Genomic DNA, 21,987 nt, shown 5'->3' on the forward strand with positions numbered 1-21,987 from the left:
CCTTCGACAGCGCGGCGCTAGAGCGTGGCCGCGAACTCCTTGAACCAGGGTCGCAGCTCGGGGCCGAGATCTTCACGATCTGAGGCGAGCTGCACGATGGCTTTGATGTAGTCCACTCTATCGCCGGTGTCATAGCGACGCCCGCCGAACACGACGCCGTACACGCCGGGGCCCTCGGGGTCTGCTGCCATCTCTTCAAGAGCATCGGTGAGCTGAATCTCGCCGCCCTTGCCCGGTTCGGTGTGCTCGAGAATGTCGAAGATCGATGCGGGCAAGACGTAGCGACCGATAATCGCGAGGTTCGAGGGCGCGTCTTCTTTCGCGGGCTTTTCGACGAGGCCCTTGACCTTGACGAAGCCTTCGGTGTCGGTCGATTCGACGTCGGCGGCACCGTAAAGGTGAATCGCGTCGGGGTCGACCTCCATCAGCGCGATGATGGCTGCACCGGTGCGCGCCTGCTGCTCAAGCATGGTGGTGAGCAGCACGTCGCGCTCATCGATGAGATCGTCACCCAGAAGAACTGCAAAAGGCGAATCTCCGACGTGTGCCTTGGCGCGCAACACCGCGTGACCAAGACCCTTGGGCTCACCCTGACGGACGAAGTGGATGTCAGCGAGATCGCTCGAGTGCTGAACCTTCTGCAGCTTCGCGTGGTCGCCCTTCTTCTCAAGGGTTCGCTCAAGCTCGGGCACCGAGTCGAAGTGGTTTGAAAGGTTGTTCTTGTTGCGACCGATGATGATCAGAATGTCATCGATTCCAGCCTGTGTCGCCTCTTCCACCACGTACTGAATAGCGGGCTTGTCAACAACGGGAAGCATTTCCTTCGGCATCGCCTTGGTGGCGGGCAAGAAACGTGTTCCCAGGCCAGCTGCTGGAATAACTGCCTTGAATCGCGGTGAAGTCATAGATAACACTCTATCGATTTCAGAAGACGCTCATGTTTCCTGCGCAACACTTCGCCACCTAACTTCGCCACCTAATCGGGCACTTAGCCACAGCGTTTAGACTCAGGGCATGTCTGATGCCATCGCCGATGCGAAGCGCGCGTTGCGTGCCGAGCTTCGCGAGCGCCGCCATCTGCTCTCAGAAGCCGCGCTCGAGACGGCGGGCACGGGAATACGCGAACAGCTAGACGCTCTCGTCGAAAGACTCGAGGTGCGCTCGATGTCGTGTTACCTGTCGATTCAGACGGAGCCTGACACGCGCGAGTTCGTGGTGGAAGCGGTTCGGCGCGGCATCCGGGTGCTTCTGCCCGTCACCCGCGCGGACGGCCTGCTTGACTGGGCTGTCGCCACCGACGACGGCGACGTCGCCGAGGGGCTTTTCGGCCTGACAGAGCCAACTGGCGAGCTGCTCGGACCGATCGCGGTCAACGACGTCGACCTGCTGGTGATTCCCGCCGCGGCGGTCGACGCCTCGGGTATGCGCCTCGGGTGGGGGCGCGGCTACTTCGACAAGACGCTTGGCTCGATGGAGGGTTGCCCGCCGGTCTATGCCGTCGTCTTCGACACTGAAGTGCTCGACGAAGTACCCCAAGACCTCCACGATCAGCCAGTAACCGGAGTCGTCACACCGACCCGCACACTTACCCTCGCGCCCGCAGCGCGCTAACCGCCCGAAAGAAGCCATGCCTACATACGCCTACGCCTGCAAAGAATGCGGCCACAAATTCGACGCGGTGCAGTCTTTTGCCGACGCCACCCTCACTCAATGCCCCGAGTGTGGCGGCGCGCTGCGCAAGCAGTACGGTTCGATCGGCGTGACCTTCAACGGATCGGGCTTTTACCGCACGGACTCGCGAGCAGGAGCGTCAAAGTCGTCGGATGCTGCCGCCAAGCCCGCGGCGACCCCGGCGAAGTCGGAGTCGAAGCCGACTACCACAACGACCACACCGGCAAGCAACACGAACTGACCGGCAGCACTGCTGACGTTACGAGCGAAAGGTTCACTCATGATCAAGGGATTCAAAGAGTTCATCACCCGCGGAAACGTGATCGATCTCGCTGTTGCCGTCGTCATCGGCGCTGCATTCACCGCCGTTGTGAACGCGATTGTCGCGAGCATCGTCACCCCGCTGATTGAGATCGTGTGGCAGCCCGACGAAGAGGGCGTCGCGGGCTTTGAAGTTCCCGACCTGTATGGCGGAACCGTCACGTTCCCTGTCGGCGACCTGATCAACGCCATCATCAGTTTTCTCGCCGTCGCGATTGTGGTCTATTTCGTCTTCGTGGTGCCGATGAACAAGTTCAAAGAGCGCGCCGCCGCCGAGGCCGGGGTTGCCGAAGAAGAGGCAGCTGACATCCCCACCGAGCAGGAACTGCTCATCCAGATCCGCGACCTGCTCGCGAAGGACGACACACCCGCAAAGTCCTGACTCAGTAGTGCGGCGGAACGTCGCGGCGCAACTGATCGTCGTTGGGCCCCCGCGGGGCGGTGGATGCTGCTGAGTCGCCGGGTGCATCGCGTGCGCGCTCATCGCCGGGCACGGGTTCTGCTGTGGTGCCTGGTGCGGGGGTCAGCTTCGCACGGCGAGTTCCCGGCACACGGGTGATGCGCTGCCGATCATCATTCGAAGGCATCGATGGGCTGCGTGTCATTTTCTGCCCGAGGCGTTTCGGGTGCGACGCCGAGCAGCGTAGCGATACGCGATGCCACGCCCGCCGGGTCGGTGTACAGATCGAAGGAGTGCACGCGCACGTAGTGCCAACCGAGCCGGCGCAGAATCTGCGGGCGCAGTCGCAACGATTCACGCAGCGACTCCCCCACCGTTTCAGGGTCGCTCTCGACCACGACCGCCTTGCCAGCGTGCTGGGCGACGAGCGGCAACAGTCCGCGGTAGTCAACGTCAACCGCGAGACCCAGACGGCGCAGTTCGCGCGCGAGCGCGAGCGTGAGCGGATCGGCCAGGTCTTCAAGGCGGGCGTGGCGTGACCGCGCGGCGATATTGCCGAGAATCGACATCAGCGTCGCTGCGCCGTGCTCGAGTCGTCCGTCATCGAAGGCGGAAGGCCTAATCGACGAGATGATCACCATCGAACGGCGAGCACGCGTCATTCCCACGGTCAGCAGTCGTTCCCCGTCGGGCGTCGACAGGTCGCCGAAGTCACTCAGCACTCGCCCGTGCTTGGTCAGGCCGAAACCGAGCGAGAAGATGACACGGTCACGGCTCTCTGCGACAGATTCTTCGAGGGTGAGGACGGCAAGCGGCTCGGCTGTTTCGCGCGACACAAAACCGGCGACATCACTGCGGCCCGCGAATGCCTTTTCGACAGCGGCCCGCACACGCTCGGCGTGACGCCTGCTGGCGGTGACAACCATCAGCGACTCGTTGCCACGGTTCACCGCGTGCTCAACCACAAGGGTGACGACTCGCGCCACTTCAGCGTTGGGGCTTTCCACCGCGCCGCTGACAGGATCAGGCGCACCAGTGCCGCCCTCGACGTAGTCGACGGTGAGGCTGCCACGGCCGAGATATGACCCCGCCCACGGGTAAGAAACCAGCTCGCCACCATAGAAGGCATCGTTGACCAGTTCGGCGAGGTCTTCGCCTCCCGCCCGGTAGCTGCGCGTCAGAGTCTCAACGGGCAGCAGCTCTGCGAGCCGCTCGAACACGCTCACCGAGTCGAACGGGGTCGCCGGTTCAAGATCATCCTGAGCGGATCCCGCGGCAACGCGGAACGGCGTCGGCTTCTGCGTCACCGGATCGCCGAAAACGACGATCTGCCCCGCGCGCTTGAGCGCGGGGGTCGCTTCCGCCAGGCACAGCGAAGTGGCGTCGGCGATGATGACGACATCAAACTTCTCGGTGGCTGGCAGCGCGGGCACTTCGTAGGGTGAGGCCAGCCAGACCGGTGCGAGGGTGCGCAGCAGTGTGGGCGCCACGTCGTGGAGAACCGCCGGCGTGGCGTTGCCTGCTTTCAACGCGGATTTCAGTGCGGATGCTTCGTGTGCCTGATCAACAATGCCGATCCGCCACTGAGTGGCGAGTTGGCTCGCGAGCATGTGGCCAGAAGCTGCCGCGTGCGCCTCATCAACGAGGCGGAAGTCGCGTTCGAGTCGGTCGACGACGGCGGTGTTCGCACCGAGCAGAGCCCGATCGGTGCGCAGCAGGTGCTCAAGGGCGGACTGCCACCACGCGAACTCGAGCTCGTCGGCCACGCGATCTTCGGGAACGTGCCGCACCGATAGTTCTTGCAGCAGCGGGCCAAGACCGAGCGCGGCAAGGTCGCTGCGCAGAGTGGCGCGCTCGACCAGGTTGTCAAAGACGTCTGACTCGGCGGCAAGGGCAGCGAGTGTTCGCACCAGTTCAGCGACCGGCAACGCTGCCAAGCGGTCCGAGCCGCTGCGGCCGACGATCGCGTCAAGCTCAGCCAGATCAGCACCCACACGCTGCCAGGCAACCTGGGTGTCGGCCAGACCGGTGGGAACCTCGGGCACCACTCCAGCATCCACATAGCGCTGCCATTCAGTGCGCTGATGCTGAATGCGCACAAGGGCTTCGTGCATATCGGGCACGTGCACGCCGGGACGAATGTATTCGCGCGACAGACGACGAAGACGACGACGATTCGCACTGCTCATCGAGGGAGAGTCACGCCGCGGTCCGTGCGCCAGAATCAGTTCGCCGAGCGGGCGCTCAAAAACTGTGAGGCTGAACCGGTCGAGCGAGTCGCGAATGCCCTGCAGCAACGTCAGGTAAGCGCCCATATCGGCGACCGTGTCGAACGGCCGCATGTGGGTGCGGGAGATCAACGCGTAGCCGCGCTCGAGCAACGAGGGAACTTCACTTCGGTGCAGTTTTCCTGCCAGCGCGTGGGCTGCCCGTGCTTGCTCGGTGGTCTCGAAAGTGACGCCGTACCAGGGCGAGTCGTGTGGTCCGAAGCGGAACTCCCCCAGTCGGGCAGTCGCCGCCAGCGTGTCGGCCGCAGCAGTGCGGGCGTTTGCGAGCTTTTCCAGCGTGTCGATCTCAAAACGAGCCGGAGTCGACGGCGGGTTTGGCCGCCGGGCGAGCTGGGCGAGCGCACGCAGAATGTCAAGAACTGAAACGCCGAGGCTGGGATGCTGCGCCGTTACCGAGCCGCGATAGTCACGGAGCACTCCACGTAGCCGCACCAGCGCATCGTCGATGTCGGCGACCTTTGGCGCCTGCGCCTTCTCGTTGCGGCCAATCGCGCGAATCAGGTCGCGCTGCAGGTGTGCTGGCGAGACGGCCAGCCCGGGCAGACCGATGCCAGAAAGACGGTGCCGCACGCCCTCGAGGGTCGATCGGCGAGCGCTCACGACGAGCACGCGCTTGCCGTCGCGCACGAGAGCGCCCACGGCGTTGATAACCGTTTGCGTGCCGCCGGTGCCCGGCAGCGTGTGTACAGCCATCGATTGGCCGGCAATGATGCGACCCAAAACGCGCTCTTGCTCAGAATCAGCGTCAAGTAGCAGGGTGTCGGCAGCGGGTGGACGTTCGTCGAGTGGCGCGACCTCGGGCACATCACGCACCATGGTGAGCATTTCGCGGTCGTCGGGGTGACCGGCGAGCGCGTTGAGAATCGGGTGGTCGAGATCGCCGGCGTCACGTGACATCGCTGCGGCAACATCGACGAAGCACGACACGAGCAGCCGCGGTGCGACAACAAAGCTGTGGATCGAGCGGGTGAGCGCCCGAATGTGGTCGATGACGGGCTGCGGCTTGAAGATCCCGTCGTCATAGGCGAGCGCGGCAAGCGCACCGCCATCGATGTCGATGCCGAAGTGCACGCGCATGGCACGCACGAGTTCGGGGTTGACGAAGAACTTTCCCTGCAGTGCGAGTTCGAAATCTGACAGGTGGCGCCGAATGGCGAGCGGGCGCAGCAGCACGGGTGCCGTGCACTTCATACCGCCGATGCTCCACGACGCGAGCCCGACGCCCAGTCGCACAGATTCCAGACCACGTGTGGTGCGCAGCTCCACGTTCTTCGCCGTGATGCGCTCCGCCGCCAGGCGTGCGTTGCGCAGGGCTACCTCGTCACGGAAGAGCCCAGAAAGCAGTGTGGAGCGCCCAGTGATGAACTGCGGCAGGCTGCCGGGGTGCGCTTTGGTGATCTCAATCGCCGAATCCTGCGTGTCAGAGAAATGCAGCAGAGTGGAGCGTCCACCGAGCTCCGCGGACTCGTCACGCAGGCGATCGCGTTCAGACGCCGCGATATGCACCACGGTTGCATCGGGGTCGGCAACGCCAAGGTCGCTTGGGGTCACCAAATGCCCGACTCCCGCGCCTTTTGCGCCGGCCACGACGCTCTCTTCTGCTCGCCACACACGAGCCAGACTAGGCGCGACACGCGGAACCTACTTGCAGTGAGGGCGAGTTTCGCGGTATTGGATGCCCTATCGTCATCCCTCCCTCCCCAATGTCACCATTTGTCGCGTCGCTACCGTTGCCGCCGCGGTTCAGCGGCTGCGTGGTGCACACAGCAAAATGAACACATGACATCGCCCGAAACGCCCCGCTACCGGGTTTGCCCGTCCCCCATCGGCGACATCGTCATCGTCGAGCGCGAGGGCAGTCTCGTGACCGTTCACCCCTTCGACGGCCCGGTCTATGCCGAGGTGGCGCGGCTGTCGATGTGGCTACGAGCGGCGGTGCAGCAGCATCCCGAGAGCGAAACCGGTGTGATCAGCGACACCATCGTTCAACTCGAGGAGTACTTTGCCGGCGATCGCGAGGGTTTCGATCTGCCACTTGACTGGAGCACGGTGCAAGGGTTCACGCGTGATGCGCTGCAGGCGGTGTGTGAGATTCCCTATGGCGAAACGGCTGGCTATGGCGAAGTGGCCATTGCCGCGGGCAGCCCGCGTGCCGCTCGGGCGGTGGGCACCGCCTGCGCACACACGCCGTTTTCGATTGTGGTTCCGGTGCATCGAGTAGTGCGCTCTGACGGTTCGCTCGGAGAATACGGCGGACACCCCGAGGTCAAGAAGTACCTGATAGATCTCGAGCGGGGAACCAGCGCGTAGGCCGCCGCTTCGCTTGAGAACGAGACGGCCCGGGCGGATTGCTCCACCCGGGCCGTCATCCCCCTGATTCTGCCTAGTGCTCCGTAGCGTTCTCTGCCCCATAACCGGTGAGCGAACGTACGTCCATCTCAGCCGCCTTCTTCGGATCCTCTGCCTTCTTCGAGGTGACCGATCCGAGCCAGCCGAGGAAGAACCCGAGCAGGATCGACACGATTCCAGGGTTGTTCAGCGGCCAGATTGCGGTTCCGACATCTGTGAAGACGCTGGTGGGCGTGCCCCAGAAGACCGGCGAGAGAACGATCAGAATGATCGCAGAGCTGAGCCCGCCGTACATGCTCCACACTGCGCCGCGCGTGGTGAACTTGCGCCAGAACAGCGAGTAGAGGATGGTCGGCAGGTTGGCCGATGCGGCCACAGCGAACGCGAGCGCGACAAGGAACGCCACGTTCTGTCCTTGCACGCCGATGCCGCCGAGAACGGCGAGCACACCGATCACGATCACCGTGCGACGGGCAACCTTGACTTCGCCGTCGGCGGGCACGTTGTTCTTCTTCCACACGTTCGCGTAGATGTCGTGAGCAAACGACGCTGCCGCCGTGATGGTGAGTCCGGCGACCACCGCGAGGATCGTCGCGAACGCCACCGCCGAGATGAAGCCCAGCAACAGCGGACCACCGAGTTCGAAGGCGAGCAACGGCGCCGCGGAGTTGACCCCTCCGGGCGCGGACTTGATCACGTCAGAGCCCACAAGCGATGCAGCGCCGTAGCCCAGAACAAGCGTGAGCAGGTAGAACATGCCGATGAGCCAGATGGCCCACACGACCGAGCGTCGCGCTTCTTTCGCGGTCGGAACCGTGTAAAAGCGCATCAGCACGTGCGGCAGACCCGCGGTGCCGAGCACGAGGGCAAGTGCCAGCGAGATGAAGTCCCACGGGTTCGAGCCGTACTGCACGCCCGGTCCGAGAATCGCGTCTTTCGGGTCGGTGACAGAGGCAGCGACCGCGCTCTCGAGCAGCGTATTGAGACTGAAGCCGTTGATGGCCAGCACCCAGATCGTCATGACGATCGCGCCACCGATCAGCAGGAACGCCTTGACGATCTGCACCCACGTGGTGCCCTTCATGCCACCGATCAGCACGTAGACGATCATCAAAACGCCGACCACGGCCACCACGATCGACTGACCGAGTTCATCATTGATGCCGAGCAACAGTGACACCAGACCACCGGCACCCGCCATCTGCGCGAGCAGGTAGAAGAAGCAGACGGCCAAGGTGGTGAGAGCCGCTGCCATGCGCACCGGGCCCTGTTTAAGGCGGAACGACAGCACATCGGCCATGGTGAACTTGCCGGTGTTGCGCATGAGCTCTGCCACCAGCAGCAGTGCCACCAGCCACGCGACCAAGAAGCCGATCGAGTACAAGAAGCCGTCATAGCCGTTGATGGCGATGGCACCGACGATACCCAGGAATGACGCCGCTGAGAGGTAGTCGCCGGCGATCGCGAACCCGTTCTGCGGGCCGGTGAACGAGCGTCCGGCTGCGTAGTAATCGGCGGCCGTCTTGTTGTTGCGGCTGGCGCGAATGACGATGAACAGCGTGATCGCGACGAAGGCGCCGAAGATCGAGATGTTCAGGATTGGGTTGTTCTCTACCGTCTCGGCAGAGGCCTGGATGCTGCTCAGTACGACGTTCACTTGCTCGCCTCCTGCGCTTCAAGCTCGCCGCGGATCTCGCTCGAGAGTGGATCGAGCTTGCGGTTGGCGAATGCGACGTAGGTCATCGTGATCACAAACGTCGTGACGAACTGACCGAGGCCGAGGAGCAGACCCAGGGTGATGTCGCCCGAGACGCGCTGCGCCATGAAGTCGGGCGCAAACGAAGACAGCAGCACATACGCGAAGTACCAGAGCAAGAACGCGACCGCCATCGGAAAGACGAAGCTGCGGTGCCGCTTCTTCAACTCGACAAACTGCGGTGACTGTTCAACTGCGACGTAATCGATGCTGCCGGGCGGGGCTGATTCGGTGTCTGACATGTGGCCTCCTTGCCTCATGGTCAAGCGCGGCATTGCGCTCAGGGATACCGGGTCAGAAGCAAAAACGACGTGCCCGGTGGTATGGTCGACGCTACGAAAGCGGCACCGTTGCCGTTACCCCCGGAAGTAGGTAATGCGTGTGAGCACGCAATCTTCGATCGAGAACGCTCCTCACCTCGTTGATAACGCGGTGAGCGAGTTGGCACGTCGCACCCGGTTTCCCGTCGCCTTCGGTGGCCTCGAAACAGCGGGGGCTATTCACGTGACATCGGTGTTCGGCGCTCGCACCAAGAACCTCGAAGGTCTTGTCGTGCGCGCAGCGCGCGGATTGGGCGGTAAAGCGTTCGTCGAGCATCGTCCGCGCCTCGCGATGGACTACCGCTCTTCGCGCTCGATCACCCACGACTACGACACGAATGTGCTGGGTGAGGGCATCGCCACGCTGTTCGCCGTTCCCCTGATGGTGCAGGGCCGCGCGCGAGGCGTGCTCTACTGCGGGTCGTGGGGGCAGTCATCGGTCGGTGACATCGTCGCCAAGCCCGCTCTCGACGTCGCCCACGAGCTTGCCACCGAGTTGCGCATCTGCGAAGAAGTGCAGCGCCGCATCGGCGGTGTGCCTGCCGCGAGCGCGTCGGGCTACCCCGAAGTCGACATGTCTGCGTCAGTGCGTGAAGAGCTGCGACAGAGCTATGCCGAGCTGCGGCGCATCGGCGCCTCGGTCGCAGACAGCGGTGTGCGCGCCCAGCTCGCTCAGCTCGAGACCCGCCTGGCTGCGCTGTCGTCGGAATGCCCGAGCACCGCGTCAGTGTCAACGGTGCGCCTATCGCCTCGCGAAATCGATGTGCTCTCTTGCGTGGCAGTCGGTGCCACCAACTCAGAGATCGGCACCAGCTTGGGTTTAAAAGAAGCCACGGTGAAGTCGTACTTGCAGACCGCCATGTCGAAATTGGATGCGACGACGCGCCACTCTGCGGTCGCAAACGCTCGCATCGCGGGCATTCTGCCCTGAGCATTTCGGGCATATCGAACCGCGAACCTCAGTATCGCGTGTGAGAACGCCCGTATATGCACCGCAGGGTTGCGTCCATCGGGTTTTCTCGGAATCGTGGCCGGTCCGCAGTCCGCAACAGAAGGAGAAAGCCATGCTCACCCTTACCCCGACGGCGGCCGAGGCCGTAAAGAACATCGTGTCGCGCGTTCCGCAGATCGATGATGGCGGCGTTCGCATTCGCGACACGGGTGGCGAATCCGGTTTCGAACTGAGCGTCACGCCCACGCCTGAAACCGAAGACACCGTTGTTGTCACTGACGGCGCCCGCGTCTTTCTTGACTCGAAGGCCGCTGTTGCCTTGGACGATCGAGTGCTAGACGCGGAACTTGCCGGCGACGGTTCGGTGCGTTTCGCGCTCTCTGCTGCATAGCAGCCGTAGTTCTTGAGAAAGAGGGGTCCCGCCTGCGGGGCCCCTTTTTCGCGCGTGGCTGACGTTTTTCGCGCGTGAATAACGCCAGACACTACCTCTGTCAAGTGGGTGTGATGCGCGCGCGGCGGCTGTGACGCTGGAGCACATGGGCAAGTTCATCTATGACGGAACCCTGAAGGTGGACTTCGATGACCGCACGCTGGCACACCTTCAGATGGTGATTGGAACCAAGCTGCGTCGAGGCGAAGCGTTTCACTTCACGTGGAAAGACGACACGAGTCTCGGCAATGGCCGAACCTCAGTGTGGATGCATCCGCGATGTTCGCTGATCTACAAGTATTACGGCAGTCGCCGCCCGACGCTGAATCCGCGCTGGGTTGACGCGCTCGCGTTCACCGCTAACTCACCAAGCGGGCTCTACCTCGTGCCTGAACCGACCAGTTCTGATGAAAAGGAGCCAGGACCAACATGAAACGCATCGAAATCGTCTATGGCGGCGAACGCTTCAGCATTGGCGACCGCGACCTGGAGACGTTGAAGCAAGAGATCCGCGCGGGCCTCGCGACCGGTCACCACTGGCTGGTTGTGAATGATGGCGAGGGCGACTTTCGCAGTGCCTACCTGTCGATCAGCCCCGGCGTTCCGCTCGCGTTGATCCCGGTTCCCCAGCAAGAGCCGTCGGGCGACACAGAAGAGTGGGATGGACTCGGCACGGTGCCGACAACCGAGCTGTAGCCCGCCGTTGCGGCGGTGTCAACCCCCATACTGATTTCGGGCGCCACCTGCACTATGTCGATATGAAAACTCACACAGTGCACCAACTTCGACTCGAACCTCTCGGTGAGGGCAGTTGGCGGCTGTGCGATCACTCGCTCTCACCGAATGATCCAGGCTGCTTGATCGCCTATGTCGAGCAGCTGCGCGATGGCCCCTACGAGATCACCTGGGTGGCAATTGCCCGGCACCGCGAGATCTATGACTCTGTCACCGATGTACTTCGAGCAGCGAGCGCGTTGCTGAATGCTTCGGGAACCAGCGGTCCGCACAAGCCCGCTCCGATTCCCCACCGCCCGCCCCTTCTTACGCGATGACACGCGCCGCGGGGAGCCTCGCTCCCGAGGAACCTGACAGGCCTATTCCCATCGATGAAGAGTTTTGGGATGAGGCCGACGACTTTGAAGAGTCGCTACTGCGCGAGATGATTCGCACCGGTCGTATCACTCGCGCAACACCCGGCGGTGGATGAGCAACGGTCGATAAGCGGCGGGCTCGGGTAGCATCCGATCATGACCGACGAGCACCCTGACCTCATGACCGTCGCCGACGTGGCTGTTCGATTCGGCGTCTCAGAGTCGACCGTGCGCGTCTGGCTTACCCACCGTGATGCCGGCGCGACGGGCGGCGTACCGTCGGTGTTGCCGGCTCCCCTGGCGCGCGGTGTGGTGTGGATGACCTCTGAGATCGAAGCGATCGCCCCCATCGTCGAAGCACGAAGCCGCAAGGGCGGACGACCGCGCACTAAAGTTCAGCCCGAGAACGCGTCGCCCGAAAACACCGCGCACGAAACCACCGCGCACGAAGACACCGCGCGCACGGAGTGATCGCGCTCAGCCGGGGCTCTCGGTGACCTGAGTCTGCTCGTCGAGGTCGTCAGGGCTCAGCTGAGCGTTCTTGAACGCATCGGTGAGCGGTAGCCGCAGCTCAAGATCTGTGCCGCGACAGATTTCGACGGCGCCGGACTCGATGGTGAAATCGATCACGTGCCCGCCGTGCGTGTGCGCATCATCGACGTAGTGCACGTGGCCGCCGGGAACACTGATGCCGCGCTCATAGAGCGGAGTGCGAAATCCTGCCAGGGTGCCGGTGGTATCGGCGAAGGTAAGGGCAGGAATGTCGCGCACGGCCTCTCGCATTCCGACATACGGCTTGGTCTGTTTGACGACCGTGCGGGTTTCCACCTCAGAGAACCGTCCGCGCACACGCACCGCGAACAAGTAGTTTGCGGTGCCGACGGCCGACTCGATCATCGCGACGACTTCGTCTCTGGTCATTGCGTGATCGATCGGCAGCGTGATCTCGGGGGTGAACTCGGTGATCACCGCGAACGGGGTGAGCTCGGCAGCATCCACTTCAGAGACCGTGCCATCTGCGCGAAGTCGATAGCAGATGCCGTCGAGCACCAGCATTTCGCCATCAAGCCCGTTGAACGTGCCAAGCCCGAAGTCACCGTGTTCAAGCAGCTCCCCCACACTGAGGTTGCCGTCGTAGACGCCGTCGAGCAATGCGCTCAACAGACTCGCTTGAAAAACCTTGTGCCTGAGCATTGGTCACCCGTCAGTTCGTGTGACCAACACTCTAGGCAATCAGCTCATCAGATCTGCTCAATGTCGTTCGGAATCCAGGTCTTGTCGAACCACGAGCCCAACGGGCCGTAGAGACGAAGAATGCCGTACCAGCTCTTCGACGGAATGGTCTGAATCCAGTTTCCACCGTGCTCGTTGGGCCGCTCGGGACCGAAGTAGAGGTCGATCGAGCCGTCTTCGTTGTAGACGAGTTCGTCACGGTCCTTCTCGCTGCTGCGGCTGGGAAGCGCCTGGCCTGTCTGCAGCTCCGAGCGGGTCTGCGGGTCGTAGGCGATGACCGACCAGAAATCCTTGGCAGGAATGCCGGCGGGCAAAGTGAGTCGATATGTCTTGTCGCCCTGCAGGTAGTTTCCTGCTGAGTCGTGCTCCGCCAGCGCGTACTGCGAGCCGACACCGACCATCTCGAGTGCCATCGCCGGAGTGTTGAGTGTGGCCTGGTAGAAAAACAGCGTGCGGGCGTCCATGTTGCGGCCGCCGCGGCCGTCTTTGTCAAGCCAGCGGTAGTCGCCACCGACGAAGCCGGTCTTCCACTTGCGGTCGTCGTAGTAGTAGGCACGCGGGTCGCCGGTTTTGAAGCAGATCGCTCGGGCGGTGGCGTTTCCGACCGCCGCGGCCTCTGTCAGCAGGCCCACCATGCGCTCATCGGGTGCGAAGGGGTGGTCTTTGTGGATGCCGATGGCAGCGAGCAGTCCCCGAGTTTCTGGGTCAATCAGCTCGATAGGCTCACGCGTGATCACGTCAGCAACTTCTTCGTAGAACGAGCGATCGTTGGCGTGGATGGTGTTGAACTCTTTGCCCGAGATCGAGATGAACTCCATCGCGGGGCGTGCGCCCGCCGCGTTGAGCGGGTAGATCTTGACGCCACCCTCGAACATCGCCTTCGCCGCGTCGGTCTTGCCGTCGACGAGAAACCCGCGCAGTGCCAACAGGTTTGTGTAGCTTCGCGAGTGCGACACGTAGTAGCCGTCGGGAATGTCACCCTCGTATCCCGGAGGAACGAGCAGATAGCTGCCACCTGCTCCGCGGTCGGGTCCTGGTGCACCCATGTCGGTCACAAACCGGAACCATGCGTCGTTGACCGTGCCAGGACCGCAGCCCGGCGGGATCTCGACGACGGTGGGTCCGTCACGGTGCAGATCGAGCATGGCGAGCGCATACACCGTGTCGGTGTTGCCCGTCAGAAAGAGTGGGGTCGAATCGAGCAGCTGATCGGCGATCGCCATCTTGTGCGCTGCATCGCAGCCGATCTCTGCGAGGCCCGCACGCAGGCCCTCGAGCGATGCTGCCGGAATGCTCTGCAAGAACACTTCGACGCCGCGGGCGAAGTCGAGCTGGTCGAAGACCTTTGCAGCGGTGTCTTCGCTGGGAAAACCGTCAGTGAACTCGAGGGTGCCGATGCGGGTCTCGACCCGGTCGGGCGTCATGATCTTGCTCGGAATCGGCGTGTTGTAACCGGCAGGAACGTCTGCTGAAGTGCTCATGCTTTCACGCTAGCGGCGGCGGCGCCTGCGATCGTCACATTGTTGGGGTGAAACTCCCCCGCTCGCGACATCAGCCCTTGCGCTGCGTGACCTTGTAGACCTCCCCCTGCTGGTCGTAGGTCGTCCATTCACCGACCGGTTCGCCCGCTTCGAAGTAACCGGAGCGCTTGATAGTGCCGTCGAGGCGATACCACTCCCAGTACCCCACTGGCTGACCACTCTCTGTCTTGCCCTTTGACCAGCGGGTGACCCCGTTGGCGTGGTATTTGATCGTGTAGCCGTCGACGATTTCGGTCTTCTTCGCATCGCTCACCAGTCCATTCTCGCCCGGCGCAGCGAAGTAGCGCGAAGACAACGGGTGGGATGCTGCACGCGTCAGCATCCCACCCGTTGTCTCTTGCGTATTACTTGGGGTCGACCGTGATCAGCGATGCACCGGGCTCGACCGTTCCTTCGGTGACCGGGACGACCTCGCCGAAGTCATCGGCGTTGAGCACGATGACGGGCGTGACCATCGGATAGCCAGCCTTTTCGATGACGGATCGGTCGAAGGTCACCAGCGGGGTGCCGAGTTCGATGCGGTCGCCGTTCTTGACCTTCACGTCGAAGCCTTCACCCTTGAGGTTGACCGTGTCGATGCCCACGTGGATGAGCACTTCGAGCCCGCCATCGAGCACGAGGCCGAACGCGTGACCGGTTGGCTGCGCGGCGGCGACGGTTCCTGCTCCGGGCGAGTAGACGGTGTCGCCAGAGGGCTCGATCGCAGCGCCCGGCCCCATCACTCCGCCGGCGAAGACGGGGTCAGGAACTTCGCTGAGCGGCACCACGCGACCCGCGAGCGGGGCGGCGATGTCGAGCGCGATCCGCTCCGCAACCGCGGTGGCCGTGGCGACCGTGGCGACTGCGGCTGCCGGTGCAGCATCCGATGCGTCAATGACGCGCGGTTCAGCCGCTTCAACCGATGCGGGCGAGACCTTCTCAGCCGCGGCTTCTGCCTCGGCAGCGTCGCGGGCTACTTCGAACTCCGCCTGCTGCTCTGGCGTGCGGAAGTTCGAGCCGATCACGAGGAACATCGACGTGAAGAACGCACCGGCGATTGCGATCGCGTAGAGCCCGATCGGGTTGAACGCGGGGATCGTCAGCAGCGAGGTGAACACGAACGCCTGTGTGGTGATGCCGTTCTCGAGTCCGAGAACGAGACTGCCGACGCCGATGATCAGGCCGCCGACGAAGCAGCCGACGAGGAGGCGTGGATAGATGCGCTTGAACCGCAGATGGATTCCGTAGAGCGACGGTTCTGAAATACCTCCGAGCAAGCCGGCGGCGAGCGCACCGGTCGAGGTCTGCCTCATCTGGTGGTCGCGGTGGCGAATGGCGAGTACGAGCACACCAGCAGTGGCGCCGAAGCAGGCGAAGTTCCATGCGCCCATCGGGCCCTGGATGTAGTCGTAGCCGAGGGTCTGGATGTTCAGCAGCATGACCGCGTTGATGGGCCAGTGCAGGCCGAGCGGCACCATGAACGGGTATGCGAGCGGAATGACGATTGCGAAGATGAACGGTGAGAAGCTGTTGATCGCGGCGAGCAGGTTGGCGAGCGCGGCACCGGCGTAGACACCGATCGGGCCGATGATAAACGCGGTCATCGGGATCATCACCAGCATGGCAAGGAACGGCACGAAGATCAGCTGCAGGTTCGGCGGGATGATCTTGCGCAGGCCCTTATAGACCAGGCCCAGCACAGCCGCCATGAGTAGCGGCGGGAACACCTGCGAGCTGTAGTCGAATACGGTGAGCGGGAACCCGAAGATCGGCACGATCGTCACGTCAACCCCGAATACCACGGTCGGCTCGACGCCATCACCGAGGGCAAGGAAGCCCGGGAGCATCAGCACGGCCATGATGGCGAAGCCCACCCAAGGGTCTGCGCCGATCTTCTTCGAGGCGTTGTAGGCGACCATCAGCGGCAAGAAAATGAACACACATTGCCACATGAGGTTGATGAAGGCCCACGACGGATCGAGGGTCACACCGGGTGAGTTCCAGTCAGGAATGACGTCGAGCGTGGCCATGAGGGCCATGAAGGTGATGAAGAACGAGGCGCCGAGCAGTGCGCCGAGCACCGGGCGGAACGAGTCGGAGAGGAACTCGAAGAACGAGTCGATCCAGGCGACCTTGCCGCGCACGCCCTTCGAGCGTTCACGTTCTTTGATCGATGCGATGTCGTCGCCGCCGCCGTCCGAAGGCGCTGCGCCCCCATCGATGTCGGGGAGCGCTTTGATGTCGTTGTAGACAGATTGCACAGCGCCACCGATGACGACCTGAAAACGGTTGCCCGCTTGCGGCACCGCGCCCATTACGCCGGGGATTGCTTCCACCGCGTTTTGGTCGACTTTGCCCGAGTCGACGAGCTGAAATCTGAGTCGTGTTGCGCAGTGTGTGAGGCTCTCGATGTTGCCCGAGCCGCCGACACCTTTAACGATGTCGGCTGCGGTGCTGTCTGCCATGTCGATCTCCTCGGATGGATCAGTTTCAGATCTGTGGGGTGGCTGCAGTGCAGAGTGATGCCCGCATCGCTCGTGATCGTATCGCTCCGGTCGACGGAACACTACGAAATTGTGGACGAACAGGGATGTTGTCGGATCTGCGGTTGCCGGTAGGCCGGTTCCGTCCCGCGGTCAAGCCCGTTGTTGACCGAATAGAAGAAGTGGATGCTGATGTATACCCACAAGCAGAGGAGGACGCATGGCTACTGAACCGAGCGACGAGAAGATGCCCGCTGACGCAGAGCAGGTCGACGCAGAGCAGGCCGATACAGAGTCGACTAACGCAGAATCGACTAACACAGAATCGACTAACGCAGAATCGACTAACGCAGAGTCGGCCGACGAGATGCCCGCCGACGAAGACGTGCAAGAGCCCAGCACCGAGAAGGAGCCTGGCGACGAACCCAAGGCGGAGAAGCCCAGCCAGCCCGAGCCCAGTCACCAGGCAGTAGGTATTGGCGTCGTGGGGGCACCGCTCGTGGAGCCTGAGGAGCCAGCGGAGCCAGAGGCGCCCGTCGACGAGGATTGAAAGCTGCCGTCAGAACGGCTCGGGATCGAACTGTTAGAACGGCGCGGGGTCACATTCAGCGTCGGTGGCGAAGTGCACACCGCTCGACGAATGGTCGGGATAGACGCGGCCGGTGGGACTGGTCCACTCCATGATTCCGTCGGGCTTTTGCGTGACCCGCCACGGGGTGTGATGTTTCAGGGTGTGATGGCGCCGACACAGATGCGCAAGGTTCGAGACAGCGGTCTTTCCGCCATGCGCCCAGTCGACGGTGTGATCGACATCGCTGCGTGCGGTGGATTGCCTGCATCCGGGGAATCGACAGTGTTGGTCACGAACTGCCAGGAGTCTTCGCATCTTCTTCGTCGGTTGGTATCGGTCAACGGCGAGAACCGCGGCGGAGATCGGATGGGTGAGTATTCGGTCCCATGCGGGGGCGTGTCTCGCGAGTTCGCGCGCGGTGTCTGGGTCGATTGGCCCGTGACCGGCAAGAGCGATCGAGTCGAACGGGTCATCGACCGGTGAATCCAACAGGGTGAGAACCGGAACGGTGACTTGCACGGTAGCGCGGATGCTGCCAAGCCCTGTGTCGCGGGTGCCGATGTGCGCAACAGGGTCAGAAGCGAGGAGGAGGTCGGCGAGAAGGTCAGCGCGGATCGCGTCGAGGCTGCGGCGCGCGCTGCGGAGTTCATCGACGTAAGCCGTTGCACGTTGCACTCCACCCGCGGATGCCTCTTTCGTCGCAGCATGCGCAGCTTCTTGCTTCGCAGCGTGCGTAGCTTCTTGCTTCGTAGCGTGCGTAGCTTCTTGCTTCGCAAGGCGTGCAGCATCGCGTGCGTCGCGAATCGCCTGCGCATCGGCGTCAGCCACCTCGCGTGCCATCTGGGTGAGGCGGTCGTGGATACCGTGGATGATGACCGCCGGCCCCGTCACCTGCAACTCGGCCATGCCGTCGTCAAGATCACGCACCTGCACCGCCCGAGATACAGCCGCCGCGACGTGGCGTTCGCGGATCGTCTCGTTCAGAAACCACTGCGCACGCCGCTTCGCGACCGGGCGCAACCGGGTCACCGTCTCGGCTTCGGCGTACGGCAGAATGCTCGATTCGTACTCCGCGATCAACTCTGGTTCAGTGATGCGGTCGCCGGCTTCAACGATCGCCTTCGCGTGTGCCAAAGTGACACGCCCCGCCGCAAGCGCAGTGGTGGTTTCGGGAAACACCTCGACCATGCGCTCTGATTCACCGATCTGTCGTTGCACGGTGCGGTCAGAAACTCGCAATGCGGCAGCCAGTTCTGCCGCCACACTGCGGTGTGCGAAATCTGCGTCAGATTGGGAGGCTTCAGCATCCGCCCACTCTTTTGCAATCGCCCCCGCCTCGGCGAGCGCACGAGCCTCGCGTGCCTGCAGCCCCGCGATCTGGCGTCGAATCTCGACCACGTCGCGCACCACCGAAGCGAGGCGTGCGGTTGCTCGCTCAGCGGGAGCAGCAGCGGTGCGGGACATACCGCAATGATGACAGGGGCCTCGGACATTTGTTCGAATGTCGATGTGGGTTGGTTGAGATTGGGCGCGAGAATGCCGCGCCAGCGGCGAGCAACGCGAACGCCGCTTCTCACACCAACCCTCACCGGGCAGCATCCGAGCGGGGCGATACACCCCAGTCGCGATGCTTGCTAGGCAGTTCGGCGCCGACCGACCGCGATTGTGATTGCCGCACCGAGCAGCAGCAGCACAGTGGCTGCGAGTAGAGCCGAAGTCGGATTCACTCCCGACTCTGCCAGTGAAGCCGCCGCTGTGTCATCGACGCCCGACACATTCGTCGAGTCGACCGCTGCAGCGCTGGTGTCGGTCTCGGTATCGCCCTGCTCAGAAGCGTCAACTGGTGTTGATGTCGCGGGCGATGAGATCGCGACCGAGTATTCGACGGTGTCGTCTGGTGCTGTTCCATTGCTCGCCGTAATTGCGAAAACGAACGTTCCGGCTGCTGTCGGGGTTCCTGAGATCACACCGCTTGTCGGGTTCAACGTGGTGCCAGTCGGCAGCGTTCCGCTGGCGCTGTAGGTCGGTGCGGGTGTGCCCGACGCGACGATCGTGTGCGCGTAGGGTGTGCCAGTCTCGCCTTCACCCGGAGCGTCAGAAGTGATCTCTGGGCTCGTCGCCTCGACCGGCGTGGTGGTGTCGCAGGTTTCATCGACGCTGATCACGTTCGTGTCGAGAGTGACAGCACCGTTGAGCGCGAGAAGGCGCCCGTCGATGGTTGCGCCGGTGTTGGCTGTGATCGAGGTGTAGGCCAGCACAGTGCCGACAAAGGTCGCGTTAGTGCCGAGGGTTGCCGAGCTGCCCACCTGCCAGAACACGTTGCAGACACTCGCCCCGCCAGTAACGGTGATTTCTGAATTGGATGCTGCGAGCAAGGTTGACGCGGCTTGAAAGATCCAGACCGATTCGGCGGTGCCTTCAAGTACAAGCGAGCCGTTCAGCGAGATCGCGCCACCCGAATACACGCCCGGTGTGAGTGAAAGACCGTTGAGCTCGTCGCCGCTGAGCGGGGTGGGCGTCTGGCTGGCTGCATCGTTGTATGCGACGAGGGCGTCTGCTTGAGCTTGGGTCGCCACAGCGGTGGTTGCTTCAGTGACTCCGTTGACAATGCCGGGCGGAAAGCCGGTGATCGAGGTTCCCGGGCTGACACCGAGGTTTCCGTTGATCACGGTCGGGCCCGTGTTGGTGACGGCAGAGGCGCCAAGAACACCGAATGGTGCGGCGGTTCCGAGATCAAGCTCGGTGGCGGCGTAAGCGGCTGTGCTCGGGACGAGGGCCACGGCGAGCATTGCGGCAATAATGGCGGCGGAGAAGCGGACTTTTGAGGATGCCTTGAACAAGGTCGATCCCTTCCTGATAGGAGGGGCATCCAAGGTCAACGTGTTCAACAGCGTATGCGCCTAGGGCATGTCTACCAGTGAATCGTCTTGACCAGCCATTTCGTGACCTGATCGACGCAGAAGAGCGGGTCGCTGTAGTTGGCGGCACGTCAAACGAGGCGTTGCACCTCAGTCATTGTTCCGGCAATGCGTCGAGGCCGTCGCGTCGTTCAGACGAGGCGTTCCACCGAAGTATGCGCTTCCCGGTGCGCCATCAGCTGTATCGCTGCACAGCGACCCGAATGGCATCAGCATGCTCGTAAATCTCATCTAGCGTCGTCAGCGGGTGCCGTGTTTCGACCTTCGCCTCGTCAAGAAGGCCCAGGTACTTTAGCTTCCCGTTGAAGTGGAGCCGCGCAATTGGCTTTCGGTTGTTGTCATCGAGCAAGACCGCGAAATAGCTCTTCGCATCGCGTTGCGTTATTCGTTGAGGTTTCACCTCTCCGCACGCGATCGCCTTCACAATCTGATACCCCTCAAGTTCTTCGAGAGTGGTCTCGATTTCTGTATCACGATCAAGGTCTTCGGCAACCACGGGCTCACTCGTGACTGTCTCACTGTCGACCTGTGCAGTCGCTGCCCCCAGCGCACTCTTGAGTCTGTCGTTCACGCTTTCGGTGAGAAACTGCTTCGAGGCCTTGCCCACAAGCGATGTGAATTGTGCTCGAACTTTCTGCGTGAAAGCTCCTTCGTACACACGAGCGGTGAAGAACTTGATCCACTCATCCGACGGCTCCTTAAATTGAGCCGCAATCTCGCGTTTGAGGGCTCCGAGATACTTCAGCTCTTCCGCGGCGTTAATTATCGATTCAAGGTCGAAGGTGTCTCTGCTCAGTTTCTGGATTTCAGGGATGAGTGTCTCGTCGATGTCGAGCAGATCGAGCACGAGGAAAGGTTTCGAGTCCATACGATTCGGCGCGTCAAGATCGGTGTAGAACTGCCAGACGACACCGTTGGTGAGCACAGCGAGTCGCGCGTTTGTGACCGCGAAATAGCGGTACAGCTGAGATGCATGCTCGAGCGACAATTTGCCGAGCGAAGCTTTGCACTCGATTAAGATCTGCACCTCACCATTGCGCACAATCGCGTAGTCGACCTTTTCGCCCTTTTTGGTACCGACATCTGCAGTGAACTCCGGGACCACTTCGAGTGGGTCAAATACGTCGTAGCCGAGAATCGTCGAGATGAAAGGCATGACGAAAGCATTCTTCGTGGCCTCTTCGGTTCCAATTGCCGAAGCCTGGTTCTCTACTTTTGTTGCCAGCGCTGCGAGGCGGTCCGCAAACTCCATCGTTTCCCCCATTGTTCATTCAATGTGCGCGAATGAATGCGAGCGTATCGGAATACACGCGCGACATTCCTAGGTGCGCGACGAGTTCACCCGCTGCTTCCCCCGGAGAAGTCGTCGGGTGCGGAACCTCCCGCGGGAGCGAGCGCACGAATCATGTCTTTCAGTTCCGCGACTTCGCTACGTAGCGCTTCGACCTGCTGCTCGGTCGCAGCAACAGCGTTCTCTTCAACTTCTGCACGGCCTGCAACCTTCTCGACGATCCACGAGGCAAGCGTGGCCGTCACTACCCGGACGAGCGCAATGCCGCCGACCATCAGACCCGCTGCGACGAATCGCCCGTTGACGGTAAGCGGAAAACAGTCACCATAACCGACGGTGGTGATCGTTACGAAGGCCCACCATGTGTTCGACGAAACCCGAATGCCAGTTTGT

General features: G+C 62.4%; 25 protein-coding genes. 12 read left to right on the plus strand and 13 right to left on the minus strand.

What is annotated here, in order from left to right; translation table 11 throughout:
• Positions 1–17: 17 nt before the first annotated feature.
• Complete coding sequence (gene galU, locus AB0O81_RS04920; RefSeq protein WP_363581867.1) at positions 18–905, minus strand: UTP--glucose-1-phosphate uridylyltransferase GalU; 888 nt, start codon at positions 903–905, stop codon at positions 18–20.
• Positions 906–1,014: 109 nt separating this feature from the next.
• On the opposite strand from galU, the gene AB0O81_RS04925 reads away from it, so the two are divergent.
• The 3 genes from AB0O81_RS04925 to mscL are packed head-to-tail and all read left to right on the plus strand — an operon-like array spanning position 1,015 to position 2,374.
• Positions 1,015–1,611 (plus strand): 5-formyltetrahydrofolate cyclo-ligase, encoded by a 597-nt coding sequence (locus AB0O81_RS04925; RefSeq protein WP_363581869.1) that lies wholly within the window; start codon positions 1,015–1,017, stop codon positions 1,609–1,611.
• A gap of 16 nt (positions 1,612–1,627) precedes the next feature.
• Positions 1,628–1,912, plus strand: coding sequence for an FmdB family zinc ribbon protein (locus AB0O81_RS04930; protein ID WP_363581871.1), 285 nt, complete (start codon positions 1,628–1,630; stop codon positions 1,910–1,912).
• A gap of 39 nt (positions 1,913–1,951) precedes the next feature.
• Positions 1,952–2,374: a large conductance mechanosensitive channel protein MscL gene (gene mscL / locus AB0O81_RS04935; protein WP_363581873.1), complete on the plus strand. Its 423-nt coding sequence runs from the start codon at positions 1,952–1,954 to the stop codon at positions 2,372–2,374.
• Between the two features lies 1 nt (position 2,375).
• On the opposite strand, the gene AB0O81_RS04940 is transcribed toward mscL, so the two are convergent.
• Both AB0O81_RS04940 and AB0O81_RS04945 read right to left on the minus strand, forming a co-directional pair.
• Positions 2,376–2,579: a hypothetical protein gene (locus AB0O81_RS04940; RefSeq protein ID WP_363581875.1), complete on the minus strand. Its 204-nt coding sequence runs from the start codon at positions 2,577–2,579 to the stop codon at positions 2,376–2,378.
• Positions 2,566–6,267 carry an AAA family ATPase gene (locus tag AB0O81_RS04945; protein ID WP_363581877.1) on the minus strand — a complete coding sequence of 1,234 codons (3,702 nt, stop codon included), beginning with the start codon at positions 6,265–6,267 and terminating at the stop codon, positions 2,566–2,568. Before AB0O81_RS04945 ends, AB0O81_RS04940 begins: the two co-directional genes overlap by 14 nt.
• Before the next feature lie 192 nt (positions 6,268–6,459).
• On the opposite strand from AB0O81_RS04945, the gene AB0O81_RS04950 reads away from it, so the two are divergent.
• Positions 6,460–6,990: a methylated-DNA--[protein]-cysteine S-methyltransferase gene (locus AB0O81_RS04950; protein ID WP_363581879.1), complete on the plus strand. Its 531-nt coding sequence runs from the start codon at positions 6,460–6,462 to the stop codon at positions 6,988–6,990.
• 73 nt (positions 6,991–7,063) lie between these two features.
• Here the strand turns inward: AB0O81_RS04950 and AB0O81_RS04955 are convergent, their stop codons facing one another.
• Both AB0O81_RS04955 and AB0O81_RS04960 read right to left on the minus strand, forming a co-directional pair.
• Complete coding sequence (locus tag AB0O81_RS04955) at positions 7,064–8,686, minus strand: sodium/solute symporter (RefSeq protein ID WP_363581881.1); 1,623 nt, start codon at positions 8,684–8,686, stop codon at positions 7,064–7,066.
• On the minus strand, positions 8,683–9,027 hold the full coding sequence (locus AB0O81_RS04960; protein WP_363581883.1) for a DUF485 domain-containing protein: 345 nt from the start codon (positions 9,025–9,027) through the stop codon (positions 8,683–8,685). Before AB0O81_RS04960 ends, AB0O81_RS04955 begins: the two co-directional genes overlap by 4 nt.
• 133 nt (positions 9,028–9,160) lie before the next feature.
• Here AB0O81_RS04960 and AB0O81_RS04965 point away from each other — a divergent pair, with 133 nt between their 5' ends.
• From AB0O81_RS04965 to AB0O81_RS04995, 7 genes are all read left to right on the plus strand, one after another.
• Positions 9,161–10,036 (plus strand): LuxR C-terminal-related transcriptional regulator, encoded by an 876-nt coding sequence (locus tag AB0O81_RS04965; RefSeq protein ID WP_363581885.1) that lies wholly within the window; start codon positions 9,161–9,163, stop codon positions 10,034–10,036.
• Positions 10,037–10,169: 133 nt separating this feature from the next.
• Positions 10,170–10,448, plus strand: a complete 279-nt coding sequence (locus AB0O81_RS04970) for a Fe-S cluster assembly protein HesB (protein WP_337337583.1) — start codon at positions 10,170–10,172, stop codon at positions 10,446–10,448.
• Between the two features lie 145 nt (positions 10,449–10,593).
• Positions 10,594–10,920, plus strand: coding sequence for an ATP-dependent DNA ligase (locus AB0O81_RS04975; RefSeq protein WP_363581887.1), 327 nt, complete (start codon positions 10,594–10,596; stop codon positions 10,918–10,920).
• Positions 10,917–11,183: a hypothetical protein gene (locus AB0O81_RS04980; RefSeq protein WP_363581889.1), complete on the plus strand. Its 267-nt coding sequence runs from the start codon at positions 10,917–10,919 to the stop codon at positions 11,181–11,183. The genes AB0O81_RS04975 and AB0O81_RS04980 overlap by 4 nt, the downstream gene beginning before the upstream one ends.
• A 62-nt stretch (positions 11,184–11,245) precedes the next feature.
• The gene (locus AB0O81_RS04985; RefSeq protein WP_363581891.1) at positions 11,246–11,539 is read left to right on the plus strand and encodes a hypothetical protein; all 294 of its coding nucleotides are present in this window, start codon (positions 11,246–11,248) and stop codon (positions 11,537–11,539) included.
• Positions 11,536–11,694 (plus strand): hypothetical protein, encoded by a 159-nt coding sequence (locus AB0O81_RS04990; protein ID WP_363581892.1) that lies wholly within the window; start codon positions 11,536–11,538, stop codon positions 11,692–11,694. Before AB0O81_RS04985 ends, AB0O81_RS04990 begins: the two co-directional genes overlap by 4 nt.
• 40 nt (positions 11,695–11,734) lie before the next feature.
• Entirely contained in the window at positions 11,735–12,049 is a 315-nt protein-coding gene (locus AB0O81_RS04995; protein WP_363581894.1) for a hypothetical protein, read from the plus strand.
• 6 nt (positions 12,050–12,055) lie between these two features.
• Here AB0O81_RS04995 and budA read toward each other — a convergent pair whose 3' ends face one another.
• The 4 genes from budA to AB0O81_RS05015 form a co-directional block, all read right to left on the minus strand.
• Positions 12,056–12,772, minus strand: coding sequence for an acetolactate decarboxylase (gene budA, locus AB0O81_RS05000; RefSeq protein WP_363581896.1), 717 nt, complete (start codon positions 12,770–12,772; stop codon positions 12,056–12,058).
• A 47-nt stretch (positions 12,773–12,819) separates the two neighbouring features.
• Positions 12,820–14,292: a DUF1254 domain-containing protein gene (locus AB0O81_RS05005; RefSeq protein WP_363581898.1), complete on the minus strand. Its 1,473-nt coding sequence runs from the start codon at positions 14,290–14,292 to the stop codon at positions 12,820–12,822.
• A 70-nt stretch (positions 14,293–14,362) separates the two neighbouring features.
• Positions 14,363–14,605, minus strand: coding sequence for a hypothetical protein (locus AB0O81_RS05010; protein WP_363581900.1), 243 nt, complete (start codon positions 14,603–14,605; stop codon positions 14,363–14,365).
• A 91-nt stretch (positions 14,606–14,696) separates the two neighbouring features.
• The gene (locus tag AB0O81_RS05015; RefSeq protein WP_363581902.1) at positions 14,697–16,796 is read right to left on the minus strand and encodes a glucose PTS transporter subunit IIA; all 2,100 of its coding nucleotides are present in this window, start codon (positions 16,794–16,796) and stop codon (positions 14,697–14,699) included.
• Between the two features lie 238 nt (positions 16,797–17,034).
• Between AB0O81_RS05015 and AB0O81_RS05020 the strand changes: the two genes are divergently transcribed.
• Positions 17,035–17,364 carry a hypothetical protein gene (locus tag AB0O81_RS05020; RefSeq protein ID WP_363581904.1) on the plus strand — a complete coding sequence of 110 codons (330 nt, stop codon included), beginning with the start codon at positions 17,035–17,037 and terminating at the stop codon, positions 17,362–17,364.
• A gap of 33 nt (positions 17,365–17,397) precedes the next feature.
• On the opposite strand, the gene AB0O81_RS05025 is transcribed toward AB0O81_RS05020, so the two are convergent.
• From AB0O81_RS05025 to AB0O81_RS05040, 4 genes are all read right to left on the minus strand, one after another.
• Positions 17,398–18,849 carry a DUF222 domain-containing protein gene (locus tag AB0O81_RS05025; RefSeq protein WP_363581906.1) on the minus strand — a complete coding sequence of 484 codons (1,452 nt, stop codon included), beginning with the start codon at positions 18,847–18,849 and terminating at the stop codon, positions 17,398–17,400.
• 170 nt (positions 18,850–19,019) lie between these two features.
• A complete protein-coding gene (locus AB0O81_RS05030; protein WP_363581908.1) occupies positions 19,020–20,225 on the minus strand; it encodes an ice-binding family protein in 1,206 nt (401 codons plus the stop codon).
• Between the two features lie 253 nt (positions 20,226–20,478).
• The gene (locus AB0O81_RS05035; protein WP_363581910.1) at positions 20,479–21,555 is read right to left on the minus strand and encodes a type I restriction endonuclease; all 1,077 of its coding nucleotides are present in this window, start codon (positions 21,553–21,555) and stop codon (positions 20,479–20,481) included.
• 86 nt (positions 21,556–21,641) lie between these two features.
• Complete coding sequence (locus tag AB0O81_RS05040; protein WP_363582610.1) at positions 21,642–21,977, minus strand: potassium channel family protein; 336 nt, start codon at positions 21,975–21,977, stop codon at positions 21,642–21,644.
• Positions 21,978–21,987 lie beyond the last annotated feature (10 nt).

The organism is Microbacterium sp. NPDC076911, assembly GCF_040687125.1.
Lineage (GTDB): Bacteria > Actinomycetota > Actinomycetes > Actinomycetales > Microbacteriaceae > Microbacterium.